The organism is Finegoldia magna, assembly GCF_002243175.1.
In the GTDB taxonomy this organism is placed as follows: domain Bacteria; phylum Bacillota; class Clostridia; order Tissierellales; family Peptoniphilaceae; genus Finegoldia; species Finegoldia magna_J.
In genome coordinates, this window is sequence record NZ_NDYF01000008.1 from 22,411 (window position 1) to 34,807 (window position 12,397).

Below are 12,397 nucleotides of genomic sequence, written 5' to 3' on the forward strand. Positions count from 1 at the left end.
CAGAAACCTCTTTATCTTAATTGATGAAGAGGTTTTTTGATTGCAATAAACTAAAAGTGTATAATAGATTAGGTGATAATTTTGAAAATAGGCGCAGTAATAATGGCAAGTGGTTTGTCCAAGAGAATGAAATCTGACAAATTAATGCTACAATATAATGATAAATTTGTTTTTGAATATATTATTGATTTGGTAGCAAAATCAAACTTTTATGATAGAATTGTGATTACAAATAATTCTACGATAATAGAATATTGTAACAAGATAGGAATTAAAACGATTAACAATCCAAACAACGAAACAGGACAAAGTGAATCGATTAAATTGGGAGTCAAATATTTTAATAAGATGGATGGCATTTGTTTCCTAGTTTCTGACCAGCCGTTATTAACAGAAATTTCTATAGAAAAATTAATTAATTCATTTGAGAAAGATAAAATTTGTCAACTGAAGTTCAAGGACAAAGTAGGAAATCCTGTCATTTTTTCAAATAAATTTTTCAATCAATTATTATCACTGAAAAACGATGAAAAAGGTTCTGTAGTTAAGAACAAGAATTTGAATGATGTAAAATATGTAGATGCTGATTTCGAAAGAGAATTAATGGATATAGATACAAACGATGATTATGAAAGGATTTTAAATGCAGAAAATTTGTTTGATTAGAGGCGCAGGGGATATCGCAACTGGTACAATTCAAAAACTTGTTCGCGCTGGGTTCAAATGCGTTGTTACTGAAGTTTCAAATCCAAGTAGTATCAGAAGAAAAGTATCACTTTCTGAGGCAGTTTACGATAAAAAAACAACTGTTGAAGATATAGAAGCTGTTTTGTGTGAAAACTTGGATGAAATTGACGAATACTTAGAACAATACAATCCTGTGATAATAGTTGACCCAAAACTTACGATATTAGATAAGAAGAAATTCGATGTCGTGGTGGATGCTATATTAGCGAAGAAAAATACTGGACTTAAAAAAGGTATGGCAGACATTACCATAGCTTTGGGCCCTGGTTTTGAAGCAGGGATTGATTGTGATATTGTGATTGAAACGATGAGAGGTCATGATTTGGCCAGAATTATCGAACAAGGCTTTGCAAAGAAAAATACAAAAGTTCCAGGTGTTATCGAAGGATTTTCAACTGAAAGAGTAATATACTCTGATTGTAATGGACAATTTACTCATATTAAAAATATTTCGGATATTGTTAAAAAAGGAGAAATCATAGCAAAAGTTGGAGATAATTATACAAGAGCGACTTTGGATGGCGTAATACGAGGAATGATTAGGGATGATTTTGAGGTTACAAAAGGACTTAAAATAATTGATATTGACCCTAGATATGAAGAGGTAAAAAATTGTTTTACAATTAGCGATAAAGCTAGAGCAATTGGTGGAGCTGTTTTGGAAGCAATTATGATGTTAGAAAACAGGAGAGAAAAGAATGCAAAATGATGTTTTGTTAGAAATGTACAAATCTTTGGAAGATGGATATAAATGTATGATGGTGACTTTATTTAAAAATAAAGGATCAGTTCCAGGAAAACAAGGAAACATTATGGCTGTTCGTGAGGATGGAAAAACTTTTGGAACTGTTGGAGGCGGCGCTATCGAACACCAAGTAATCAAAGATTCTATCGAAAACTTAAAAAAAGATAGTGACTTCGAATTTGATTATGTACTTAACGAAGGAGAAAAGGTCAGTATGAGTTGCGGAGGAAGAGCAAGTGGATTTGGTAAAGTTTTTTTCCCAAAACCAACGTTGATTATTTTCGGAGCAGGACATTGTTCACAAAAACTAGCTAGAATTGCAACTTTAACTAATTTTGAAGTAATTGTAGTTGATGATAGGGATGAGTTTATTTACAATGAAGATTTTTCTAATATTAAAAAATATATCAATAAAGAAATCGAGGATTCTATAGATGATTTAAGATTTACACCTGAGACTTTTATAATAGCCGCTACAAGAGATCATAAGCATGATGAAGAAGTTGCTTTTAATATTTTGGACAAACCTCATAAATACTTCGGAATGTTAGGCTCAAGGAAAAAAGCAGAAACTTTAAAACGAAACTTGGTAGAAAGAAATGTGGACAAAAACTTAGTTGACAGTATTAATGTTCCAGTGGGACTTGATATTGATGATGGATCTGTAGAAGAAATAGCTATTTCGATAATGTCTCAAATTCTGAAAGTGAAAAACGGCAAATAAATTAAGCATGACTTTTAAGTCATGCTTTTTTACTTGCTTTCATTTGTATTTTGACAATCTGGACAAATTCCTCTAAATTCAAGAGAATGTGAGTCGATTTTAAAACCTGTTTTGTCTTCCAAATCCATCTCAATTTTTTCAACTGGGCAGTGATCAATAGGTATGATTTTGCCGCAAGATTCACAGATTATACTGTGTTTATGTTTTTTGCCTTTTAATCTGTAATATGAAATACCGTCGATTTCACAAACAACTTCAACTATTTCTTTATTTTTTAATATTTTTAAATTTCTGTAAATTGTAGACAGATTAGAGTCTTCTTTTTTCTTGAAAATCTCATACAAATCTTCTGCAGAGATAGGCTGCTCAGATTTTTCTAAAATCGATATTATAAGCTTTCTTGCTTTTGTGACTTTCAAACCATTTTGTAATAAGATTTCGTTTTTCATATTATCACCTATAATTATTATATCATTTTATTATGAAATATTTTAGAACTGTTTAAAATTTGAAATCGAAAGAATGCTACAATTTGTCAACTTTTTCGTCATTTATATCTAAAAATTCGTAAATTAGTGGTATAATATATAGTTAGTGAAATAAGGAGAGTTGTTTATGAACATTTTATTTTCACCACCTGATATTTCTGACAAAGAAATTGAAGAAGTGGTAGACGCATTAAAATCCGGTTGGATTACAACTGGACCGAAAACCAAACAATTAGAAAAAAACTTACAAGAATATACACAATCAAAAAAGACTTGTTGCTTTAATTCGGCAACTGCTGCATTGGAATGTGCGCTTAGAATTTTGGGCGTAAATGGTAAAAAAGATGAATGTATTACTTCGGCTTACACTTATACTGCAAGCTGTTCAGTTATAGATCATTTGGATGCTACAATAAAATTAGTTGACGTTCAAAAAGATTCTTACTTTATGGATTATGATAAATTGTATGATTCTATAAATGAAAATACTAAGGCGATTATTCCAGTTGATATCGCAGGAGTTCCTGTTGATTACGATAAAATTTACGAAGTAATTGAAGCTAAGAAATCAATATTCAGACCTTCTAATGAAATACAAGAATCTTTGGGAAGAGTTGCTTTGATTTCTGATAGCGCACATGCTTTGGGTTCAACATATAAAGGCAAAAAAATTGGCTCATTCCAAGATATAGCATCTTTCTCATTCCATGCTGTTAAAAACTTTACTACAGCAGAAGGCGGAATGCTCGCTATAAATATTGGTGATGTAGATAAGATTTACAATGATTTACAATTATTCTCACTACATGGACAAAACAAAGATGCATTAGCGAAAACAAAATTAGGTGCTTGGGAATACGACATTAAAGGTCTTTATTACAAGTACAATATGCCTGATATATTAGCAGCAATTGGCCTTGCACAATTAGAAAGATACGATGATTTATTAGCTAGAAGAAAAGAAATAATCAAAATGTATAACGATGGTTTTGATAATACATCAATTAGTTATTTGAATCATTTTGGAAAAGATTATACAAGTAATGGTCATTTGTATTTAACAAGAGTTGAAGGTATCAACGAAGAAACACGTAACGATATAATCGTCAAGATGGCAGAAAAAGGTATTGCTACGAACGTTCACTACAAGCCAATCGCGATGATGACTGGATACAAAAATCTAGGATTTGACATAAAAGATTATCCTAATACTTTTGAACAATACAAAAACGAAATAACATTGCCTCTACACACATTAATATCAGATGATGAAGTAGCTTATGTTATCGAAACTTACAAGGATATAGTTAGTGGTAAATAATATGGACAATCGAGTAGATGAAATCCTTAAAAATAGCAAATTTAATCTTTTCATCAAAAGATTATTTGATATTTTAGCATCTTTATTTGGAATTTTGGTTATGGCAATCCCAATGATTATAATTTCTATAGCTATAAAGTTAGATTCAAAAGGTCCTGTGTTTTTCAAACAAAAAAGAGTTAAGAAAAATAATAAGGATTTTACGATTTTGAAATTTAGGACGATGGTTGTGGATGCTCCAAAATTGGGAATGGCAATAACAGTTGGAGACGATCCTAGAATAACAAAAGTAGGAAAGTTTTTGAGGAAAACTAAATTAGATGAGTTTCCACAATTGTTCAATGTATTAGTCGGAGATATGAGTTTTGTTGGTCCAAGACCAGAAGTTAGAAAATACGTCGATATGTATTCGGATTCGGACAGAGATATTTTGAAGATTAGACCAGGAATTACGGATTTGGCAAGTATAAAATACAGAGATGAATCTGAAATTTTGGATAAGTCCGACAATCCTGAAAAAACTTATGTGGAAGAAATTATGCCGAATAAAATCGAACTAAACAAACAATACATTGAAAATATTAATTTATTAAATGATATAAAAATAATTCTTCAAACATTGAAGATTTTATAACTTATTAGTTAGTTTATATAGATGAAGAGAAATTAAACGGGGGATTTTAATGAATATACCATTGTTGAATTTGAAAAGACAATATAAAGACATTGAAGAAGAAGTAAACACAAATGTATTAGAGTGTTTCAAAAATGCACAATATATAATGGGTGAAAATGTTAAACAATTTGAAAAAGAAATAGCTGAAAAAATTGGTGTTAAACATGCGATTACAGTTGGAAATGGGACTGATGCTTTGATTATAGCTTTGAAGTCTTTGGGAATCAAAGAAGGAGACGAAGTTATAACCACTGATTATACTTTCTTTGCAACAGCTGAAGCTATAAGATTTGTCGGAGCTACACCTGTGTTTTGTGATGTTGAATTGGATACTTATAATATCGATCCTTCTCAAATAGAAGAAAAGATTACAGACAAAACAAAGGCAATTATTTGTGTTCATTTATTTGGAAATGCATGTAAAATGGATGAAATAAATGATATTGCTAAAAGACATAATTTGTATGTTGTTGAAGATGCAGCACAAGCAATTAATTCACAATATAAGGGCAAAAATGTTGGTAATTTAGGGGATATAGCTTGTTTCTCATTCTTCCCTACAAAAAATTTGGGATGTTTTGGTGATGGTGGAATGATCACAACTAATGATGATGATTTGGCAACGATTATAAGAGCATTGAAGGTTCACGGTAGTGGCGAAAATGGAATGAAAGCTTACGCTATATTAAATGACGAAGAAGTTGAGGTTGTGGAACAAAATTCAGGAGACAACACTGTTTACAATCCATTGAAATATTACAATTATTTAATCGGTCATAATTCAAGATTGGACGAAATCCAAGCTGCTATTTTGAGAATTAAATTGAAACACTTAGACGAATATACGGAAAATAGAAGAAGTATTTCACACAAATACATCGACGCTTTGAAGGATACTTCATTGGTAATGCCAACTGAAACTGAAGGCGGAAAGCACGTTTTCCATTTATTTATTTTACAATCTGAAAACAGAGAAGAAATAGAATCAAAATTAAAAGAAAAAGGCATCGCCACTGGAACTTATTACAAGGTTCCAATGCATTTACAAAAAGCTTTTAATGATTTAGGATATAAGAAGGGAGATTTCCCTAATGCGGAATATCTTTCAGAAAGAACTTTTGCTATTCCATTGTTCCCAGAAATGAACGATGAGGAAAGAGAATATATTATTAATTCTATAAAGGAGATAGTATAATGGACTTTTTTGCTCATGAGTCTTGCTATATAGATGAAGAGACAAAGATCGGTAAAGGTACTAAAATTTGGCATTTTAGTCATGTGATGTCAGGCAGCACTATTGGAGAAAATTGTAATATTGGTCAAAATGTTGTGATTTCTCCAGATGTTACGCTTGGTAATAATTGTAAAGTTCAAAATAATGTTAGTGTGTATACTGGTGTTGTTTGTGAAGATGGTGTTTTCTTAGGACCTTCTTGTGTGTTTACAAATGTTATTAATCCAAGGGCTTTTATTGAGAAAAAAGATGAATATCGAAAAACAACTATTAAAGAAGGCGCGTCTATTGGCGCCAATGCGACTATTGTTTGTGGAAACACAATTGGCAAATATGCTATAATTGGAGCAGGAGCAGTTGTTACAAAAGATGTCGGGGATTACGAAATTGTAGTAGGAAATCCAGCTAGACATCATGGATATGCATGTTCATGTGGAGAAAACCTAAAAAGAGTTTCCCTCACAGATTATATATGTGAAAAATGTGACAAGAAATATTTATTAAATGATTATAAATTGAGTGAGGTATCAAATGAATAATTTAAAAGAAGAATTATTGGGCAAAATCGAAGATAAATCTCTAGTTGTAGGGGTTGTGGGATTAGGTTATGTAGGATTGCCATTAGCAGTTGAAAAAGCAAAAGCTGGTTACACTGTTATTGGATTTGATGTACAACCTGAAAAAGTTCAAATGGTTAACGATGGAGTTAACTATATTGGTGATGTAGTTGATTCAGAATTAAAAGCTATCGTTGAATCTGGAAAATTAAGAGCTACAAGTGATTTTGAATCAGTTGCAAGCTGTGATTTCATAGCTATTGCCGTTCCAACACCATTGGATATTTACCAACAACCAGACATTTCTTACGTTGAAAAATCAACTACAGATGTTTCTAAACATTTGAAAAAAGGATCTATCGTTGTCTTAGAATCCACTACTTATCCAGGAACTACTGAAGAATTAATGAGACCTATATTGGAAAATGGTTCAGGCTTGAAATGTGAAGAAGATTTTTACTTAGCATTTTCTCCTGAAAGAGTAGATCCAGGTAATAAACAATACAAAACTAAGAACACTCCAAAAGTTGTTGGAGGAATTGGTTCAGAATCTACAGAAGTTGCAGCAGCATTGTACAGAAATGTACTTGAAGGGGAAGTTATGACTGTATCTTCACCAAGAGTTGCTGAAATGGAAAAAATTCTTGAAAACACATACAGAAATGTAAACATCGGATTGGTAAATGAATTTGCCAAATTAGCTAATAAAATGGATATCAATATGTGGGAAGTAGTAGACGCTGCTAAGACAAAACCTTATGGATATCAAGCATTCTATCCAGGTCCTGGTGTAGGTGGACACTGTATACCATTAGATCCATTCTATTTGACTTGGAAAGCTAGAGAATACGATGTACACATGCCAATCATAGAAGCAAGTGGTACTGTAAATGATAGTATGCCTGAATGGGTTGTAGATAGATCAATGAAGATTTTGTCTAGAAAATTCAAAAAACCTTTAAATGGTTCAAAAGTTTTAATTTTAGGTATTGCTTACAAAAAAGACATCGATGATTTAAGAGATTCACCAGCATTTGTTGTAATGGATAAGTTCAGAGAAGAAGGAGCTATTATAGAATACTATGATGGATTCAATCCTTCATACTTCAATCCAGATGGATCCAAGACTTACTCATTAAAAGAAATTAATCCTGAAGTAGTTAAAGGTTATGATTTAGTGGTTATAACTGCAGATCACACAAATGTTGATTATCAAATGGTCGTAGACAATGCACCATTTGTATTTGATACAAAATACGCTACAAGAAATGTAGAAAACAATAGAGATAAGATAGAATTATTATAAGAGGTAATATGCAAAAAATTAAATGCGCAATCATTGGTTGTGGTAGAATTTCTTATAAACACGTAGAAGGAATTGCAAACAATGATTCAGAAATGGAATTGGTTGCAGTATGCGATATTATTGAAGAAAGAGCAATCGAAAAAAGAGATGAATATTTGGAAAGATTTCCTGACAGAGATGTAAAAGTATACACTGATTACAAAAAAATGTTAGAAGAAGTCGACATCGATATGTGTTCAATTTCAACAGAAAGTGGTTACCACGGTGAGATAGCTCTTTACTGCTTAGAACAATCAAAACATGTATTGATTGAAAAACCAATGGCTATGAGTTTGGAAGAAATCGACAAAATTAATAAGTTAGCTGATGAAAAAGGATTAAAAGTTGGGGTATGTCACCAAAACAGATTTAATCCTCCAATTCAAAAATTGAAGAAGACAATTGATGCTAATAAATTTGGCAAGATGACAAACATCACAGCAAGAGTTTTATGGAACAGAAATCAAAACTACTATAACTTAGCACCATGGAGAGGAACAAAGGCTTTAGATGGGGGTACATTGATGAACCAATGTATACACGCACTAGACTTATTGTTATGGATGATGGACGATGAATTAGTAAGCGTAAAAGCTGAAACAGAAACTTTCCTAAGAGATATAGAAATGGAAGATTACGGTGTAATTTTGATGAGATTTAAAAGCGGTAGAATTGGACTATTGGAAGGTAGTGCCGATGTATATCCTAAAAATCTTGAAGAAACTATTTCTGTATTTGGATCGACAGGAACTGCCGTTATCGGTGGGTTAGCTGTTAACGAAATAAAAACTTGGGTATTTGAAGATGAATCTGAAACCGCAGAATTGGAAGATGACAAATCAATCGATAATGTGTATGGAAACGGACACACTCCATTATACAAAGATTTCATTCACGCAATAAATACCGATACTCAACCATTAATTAATGGTCATGAAGGAAGAAAACCAGTAGAAGTATTAATGAAAGCTTACGGCTGGATTGACTAATAAAATATTATAAAAACAAAGAAGCTCTTGATTTTAGTCAAGAGCTTGTTTCAATTTAATTAGTATTTGTAGAAGCCTTCTTTTGTTCCTCTACCTAATTTGTTTTCATCTATATATTTCTTTAGCATTTGAGCGATTTGATATGTTACAGAATTTTCATCATTTACATCTGGTTTATTTAAAGTTATATTATATGCAGTTTTAAGACCAACTACGTCAAGTATTTGGAAAGGTCCAAATGGAGCGCCTGTTCCATATCTCCAAGCGTTGTCTATGTCTTCAATGTCAGCTATGTCCAAAGCCTTTAGAGTCATTGCTGCATCTAATAATGGAACTAATAATGAATTTAGTAGATATCCTGGTTGTTCTTTCTTTAATTTTAATGGAATCATTCCTATATCTTTTGCGAAATTTACTACTTCATCGAATACTTCATGGGAAGTTTCACTGTGTCCCATAATTTCTGCTGTATTATTGTTCCAAATTTCATTTGCAAAGTGAAGAGCCAGATATTTTTCAGGATGAGGTAGTAAATCCTTGAATGAACTTGGTAATAATGTTGATGAATTTGTTGCAACTATAGTATTATCATGTAATACTTTTGCTAAATTCTTATAGAAATCTGATTTTTGTTCTGGATTTTCAGAAACAGCTTCAATCAATAAATCACAATTTTCAACTGATTCTTCTAAGTCAGTTAAAAGATGAATTCTATTGAATCCTTCTTCTACATCTTTTTTTAAATTTTCAATATCATCAATTGTCAATTGATCTGAAGAAATACCTCTAGGTATAATTACTGAGTTAACAGTGTTTTCATCAGATAATCCAACCTTAATTCTATCTAGTATACTTAGATAAGTTTCTTTTAACGCATCAAAACGTGGCTTAGCTCTCTCTACAGAACCTTCACTTCTTAGCCATACGTTGACATCAAATCCTTTAAATGCAGTTTGAAAAGCTATTTGAGATCCCAAAACGCCTCCACCAGCAACTGTAACATTTTTAAATTTCATAAATGTGCCTCCTTTGAATTAATCTATATTGTAACTTTATTCAGTATTTATATACCCTCTAAATAATTTTACAAATCAGAACTGAACAAATTGTGTAATTTTTCGGGTTTTTTAATTTTTAAAATGTTTAGAAATTTATAAGAAGGGTATAATTAAATTAAGGCGCTAGAGGTTAAAACCATTTTTAAAACAATTAATAAAGAGTAAATTTTTATAATTTAACAAATTATTGTTTAGAATTTATTCTAATGTGGTATATATATCAAGTAACAAATATATCAATAATTTACAAGGAGGTTTTATGAGTGGATTTAAAAAATTTGTCCACATACTATTTTCAATATTACTAATTTTATTTTCTTTAGTAATGTTTTTTACAGTATTCAATTTTGGGCAAGTTAGTTATAATCTCAGAGAGCTCATGATGAATGAGGTATGCTTTTATATATTAGCAGTTATTGGAGCCTTAATTTTACTAGGGGCACTTATAATAATGTTTAAAGCAATACTCTCTGATAATTTAAGTGATTTCTTGATCTCAAAAGACAAGGATGGAGAAGTTATGATATCTACAGATGCACTTGAAAACACTGTTAAAAGTACTGTAAATAAATTTAACGATGTCAGAACTTCAAATGTTAATGTAAGAGTCAACAATTCAAATGAACCGTATATGAATTGTGATGTAGAGGTTGGAGTAAGGGATATGTCAAATGTAGGAGGTCTTGGTGAAAATATCAAAAATGATATCAAGACTAATCTGGAAACTTTAACTGGATACAAAGTTAAAGATATTACTGTAAAATTCTTGGATTTGGCAAAATCTACTAACAAAAGGGTAGTATAGGGGGTAGAAATGAACAATAACAATATGTTGGACAATTTTCAATCCCCAGATGAAGAAAAGAAGATAATTTTTGTAAAAGAAGATCCAAAAGATAAATTTGACGAAAGATTAATAAAAAATTTATCAGGGTTAAGGAAACCGACTAAGTATGGAATTTTAGGTGTAATAATTGCACTTTCATTTTTAAAGCTTGGTTTTTGGGCAACAATCTTAATACTATTACTTTTTGGTATAGGTTATGGTTATGGATTGTATAAAGAAGGTAATCCTAAATTTATCAGATTTTTGATGAATTTATTTAGGAAATAATATAGTATAAAAGGAGATTAGAATGATGGAAGAAAAAAAATACAACGAAGTAAATAAGGTAAATGAAGAAAAAGCTGAAAAAGAAAAAGAACAAAAACACGAATCAAAATTAACTTTTGATAACTCTGTAGTACAAAAAATAGCCGCAATAGCAGTTAGAGAAGTACCTGGTGTTTTAGATATGGAAGGTGGATTCTTCTCAGGAATTCAAGAAACTTTTGGCGGATATGACGCTACAAAAGGTATAGAAGCAGAAGTTGGTGAAAAAGAAGCTGCAATTGATGTTTCTGTTATATTAGAATACGGCGTATCAGCTGTTAAAGTATTCCATCAATTACAAGAAGTTGTAAAACAAAGCGTAAATAAAATGACAGGATTAAATGTTGTTGAAGTTAACTGCAAAGTAGTTGATGTAATGACTAGAAAAGAATTCAACTTAAAAAACAAAAAAGAAGAAGAAAATAAAAGTGGATTAAAATAAACTAAATTAAAAAGGGAAGGCATTACGCCTTCCTTATTTTAATGTTACAACAGCTCCGTAGATATGAGGACCTGTATGTATAACAAAAAGACTAGAAATAGGTCTCTTATAAATTTTAACGTTTGGATAGTAATCTTGTATTACTTTTTCCAATTCATCTGCATTTTCTTGAAGATTTGAATGCATTATATATATATTGTCTATTTGATCGTTAGCTGCGAAGTCAATTATATAATTAAGGATTTGTTGGTTGACTTTTTTCCTACCTCTTACTGCGTCTATAACTTCCAAATTACCGGTTTTTTTGATACAGGTAATAATTGGTTTAATGTTTAATAGATTTCCAACGACTTTACTTGAGCGTTTAATTCTACCACTTGTGTAAAGATAGTCTAATTTATCTACAGTAAAAAAGAAATCCTCTTTTGTTTTTAGCTTTTCTAATTCTTCTACAATTTCTTCGAAATTTTTTCCACTTTCATTCATTGTTACAGCTTTTTCAATTAGAAAACCCATTCCCATAGAACATGACCTGCAATCTATCAAATGATATGTAATTTTATCAGAGTATAAGCTTAAAATTTGTTGAAATAGATTATAAGTACCACTAATTCCACAGCTCATGCATGTAGCTATAATATGTGTGTATCCTTCTGATATGATGTATTCTATTTTGTCAATCAAATCACTTGCTAAGGGAAGCGAACTACTAATAGTGTTACTATTGATGTCTTTTATAACGTCGTCAATATTTTTTTCATACTTATCTTTATATGTAACTTCCGAATTGTAAATGATTTGAAGAGGGACTTCTACAATATTGTATTCTTTAATAATTGATGGATCCACATCAGATGTAGTATCAGTTAGAATAGCAATTTTTTGCATTTTTTATTCCTTTCTAAATCGTTTAATAAT

Annotated in this window: 15 protein-coding genes; 12 read left to right on the plus strand and 3 right to left on the minus strand. The window is 31.0% G+C overall.

Annotated features, from left to right (window positions below):
* Positions 1–72: 72 nt before the first annotated feature.
* Genes B9N53_RS02190 through B9N53_RS02200 form a run of 3 tightly spaced genes read left to right on the plus strand, consistent with a single transcriptional unit; the run spans position 73 to position 2,216 of the window.
* Positions 73–666 (plus strand): NTP transferase domain-containing protein, encoded by a 594-nt coding sequence (locus B9N53_RS02190; RefSeq protein WP_242432387.1) that lies wholly within the window; start codon positions 73–75, stop codon positions 664–666.
* Positions 644–1,456, plus strand: a complete 813-nt coding sequence (gene yqeB, locus B9N53_RS02195; protein WP_094203489.1) for a selenium-dependent molybdenum cofactor biosynthesis protein YqeB — start codon at positions 644–646, stop codon at positions 1,454–1,456. Before B9N53_RS02190 ends, yqeB begins: the two co-directional genes overlap by 23 nt.
* Positions 1,446–2,216, plus strand: a complete 771-nt coding sequence (locus B9N53_RS02200) for an XdhC family protein (RefSeq protein ID WP_094203490.1) — start codon at positions 1,446–1,448, stop codon at positions 2,214–2,216. The genes yqeB and B9N53_RS02200 overlap by 11 nt, the downstream gene beginning before the upstream one ends.
* A gap of 29 nt (positions 2,217–2,245) precedes the next feature.
* Here the strand turns inward: B9N53_RS02200 and B9N53_RS02205 are convergent, their stop codons facing one another.
* Positions 2,246–2,665 (minus strand): Fur family transcriptional regulator, encoded by a 420-nt coding sequence (locus B9N53_RS02205; RefSeq protein WP_094203491.1) that lies wholly within the window; start codon positions 2,663–2,665, stop codon positions 2,246–2,248.
* Between the two features lie 166 nt (positions 2,666–2,831).
* Here B9N53_RS02205 and B9N53_RS02210 point away from each other — a divergent pair, with 166 nt between their 5' ends.
* From B9N53_RS02210 to B9N53_RS02235, 6 genes are read left to right on the plus strand one after another with little or no spacing between them, the layout of a single operon-like run.
* On the plus strand, positions 2,832–4,025 hold the full coding sequence (locus B9N53_RS02210; RefSeq protein ID WP_094203492.1) for a DegT/DnrJ/EryC1/StrS family aminotransferase: 1,194 nt from the start codon (positions 2,832–2,834) through the stop codon (positions 4,023–4,025).
* A 1-nt stretch (position 4,026) separates the two neighbouring features.
* On the plus strand, positions 4,027–4,659 hold the full coding sequence (locus tag B9N53_RS02215; protein WP_094203513.1) for a sugar transferase: 633 nt from the start codon (positions 4,027–4,029) through the stop codon (positions 4,657–4,659).
* Between the two features lie 49 nt (positions 4,660–4,708).
* On the plus strand, positions 4,709–5,896 hold the full coding sequence (locus B9N53_RS02220; protein ID WP_094203493.1) for a DegT/DnrJ/EryC1/StrS family aminotransferase: 1,188 nt from the start codon (positions 4,709–4,711) through the stop codon (positions 5,894–5,896).
* Positions 5,896–6,474, plus strand: a complete 579-nt coding sequence (locus tag B9N53_RS02225) for an acyltransferase (protein WP_002836185.1) — start codon at positions 5,896–5,898, stop codon at positions 6,472–6,474. The genes B9N53_RS02220 and B9N53_RS02225 overlap by 1 nt, the downstream gene beginning before the upstream one ends.
* Complete coding sequence (locus B9N53_RS02230) at positions 6,467–7,798, plus strand: nucleotide sugar dehydrogenase (RefSeq protein WP_094203494.1); 1,332 nt, start codon at positions 6,467–6,469, stop codon at positions 7,796–7,798. Before B9N53_RS02225 ends, B9N53_RS02230 begins: the two co-directional genes overlap by 8 nt.
* Before the next feature lie 8 nt (positions 7,799–7,806).
* The gene (locus B9N53_RS02235) at positions 7,807–8,826 is read left to right on the plus strand and encodes a Gfo/Idh/MocA family protein (RefSeq protein ID WP_094203495.1); all 1,020 of its coding nucleotides are present in this window, start codon (positions 7,807–7,809) and stop codon (positions 8,824–8,826) included.
* 59 nt (positions 8,827–8,885) lie between these two features.
* Here B9N53_RS02235 and B9N53_RS02240 read toward each other — a convergent pair whose 3' ends face one another.
* Positions 8,886–9,842: a 3-hydroxyacyl-CoA dehydrogenase gene (locus tag B9N53_RS02240; RefSeq protein WP_094203496.1), complete on the minus strand. Its 957-nt coding sequence runs from the start codon at positions 9,840–9,842 to the stop codon at positions 8,886–8,888.
* Positions 9,843–10,143: 301 nt separating this feature from the next.
* Here B9N53_RS02240 and amaP point away from each other — a divergent pair, with 301 nt between their 5' ends.
* The 3 genes from amaP to B9N53_RS02255 are packed head-to-tail and all read left to right on the plus strand — an operon-like array spanning position 10,144 to position 11,479.
* A complete protein-coding gene (gene amaP, locus B9N53_RS02245; RefSeq protein ID WP_002836190.1) occupies positions 10,144–10,689 on the plus strand; it encodes an alkaline shock response membrane anchor protein AmaP in 546 nt (181 codons plus the stop codon).
* Between the two features lie 9 nt (positions 10,690–10,698).
* On the plus strand, positions 10,699–10,998 hold the full coding sequence (locus tag B9N53_RS02250) for a DUF2273 domain-containing protein (RefSeq protein WP_002836191.1): 300 nt from the start codon (positions 10,699–10,701) through the stop codon (positions 10,996–10,998).
* Between the two features lie 22 nt (positions 10,999–11,020).
* Positions 11,021–11,479 (plus strand): Asp23/Gls24 family envelope stress response protein, encoded by a 459-nt coding sequence (locus tag B9N53_RS02255; protein WP_225560603.1) that lies wholly within the window; start codon positions 11,021–11,023, stop codon positions 11,477–11,479.
* 33 nt (positions 11,480–11,512) lie between these two features.
* Here B9N53_RS02255 and B9N53_RS02260 read toward each other — a convergent pair whose 3' ends face one another.
* The gene (locus tag B9N53_RS02260; RefSeq protein WP_094203497.1) at positions 11,513–12,367 is read right to left on the minus strand and encodes a DegV family protein; all 855 of its coding nucleotides are present in this window, start codon (positions 12,365–12,367) and stop codon (positions 11,513–11,515) included.
* Positions 12,368–12,397: the final 30 nt, after the last annotated feature.

Excerpts from the sequence above, each read along its gene's own strand:
- yqeB (WP_094203489.1), top strand. The coding sequence starts at position 644 with ATGCAGAAAATTTGTTTGATTAGAGGCGCAGGGGATATCGCAACTGGT.
- B9N53_RS02200 (WP_094203490.1), top strand. The coding sequence starts at position 1,446 with ATGCAAAATGATGTTTTGTTAGAAATGTACAAATCTTTGGAAGATGGA.
- B9N53_RS02205 (WP_094203491.1), bottom strand. The coding sequence starts at position 2,665 with ATGAAAAACGAAATCTTATTACAAAATGGTTTGAAAGTCACAAAAGCA.
- B9N53_RS02210 (WP_094203492.1), top strand. The coding sequence starts at position 2,832 with ATGAACATTTTATTTTCACCACCTGATATTTCTGACAAAGAAATTGAA.
- B9N53_RS02215 (WP_094203513.1), top strand. The coding sequence starts at position 4,027 with ATGGACAATCGAGTAGATGAAATCCTTAAAAATAGCAAATTTAATCTT.
- B9N53_RS02220 (WP_094203493.1), top strand. The coding sequence starts at position 4,709 with ATGAATATACCATTGTTGAATTTGAAAAGACAATATAAAGACATTGAA.
- B9N53_RS02225 (WP_002836185.1), top strand. The coding sequence starts at position 5,896 with ATGGACTTTTTTGCTCATGAGTCTTGCTATATAGATGAAGAGACAAAG.
- B9N53_RS02230 (WP_094203494.1), top strand. The coding sequence starts at position 6,467 with ATGAATAATTTAAAAGAAGAATTATTGGGCAAAATCGAAGATAAATCT.
- B9N53_RS02235 (WP_094203495.1), top strand. The coding sequence starts at position 7,807 with ATGCAAAAAATTAAATGCGCAATCATTGGTTGTGGTAGAATTTCTTAT.
- B9N53_RS02240 (WP_094203496.1), bottom strand. The coding sequence starts at position 9,842 with ATGAAATTTAAAAATGTTACAGTTGCTGGTGGAGGCGTTTTGGGATCT.
- amaP (WP_002836190.1), top strand. The coding sequence starts at position 10,144 with ATGAGTGGATTTAAAAAATTTGTCCACATACTATTTTCAATATTACTA.
- B9N53_RS02250 (WP_002836191.1), top strand. The coding sequence starts at position 10,699 with ATGAACAATAACAATATGTTGGACAATTTTCAATCCCCAGATGAAGAA.
- B9N53_RS02255 (WP_225560603.1), top strand. The coding sequence starts at position 11,021 with ATGATGGAAGAAAAAAAATACAACGAAGTAAATAAGGTAAATGAAGAA.
- B9N53_RS02260 (WP_094203497.1), bottom strand. The coding sequence starts at position 12,367 with ATGCAAAAAATTGCTATTCTAACTGATACTACATCTGATGTGGATCCA.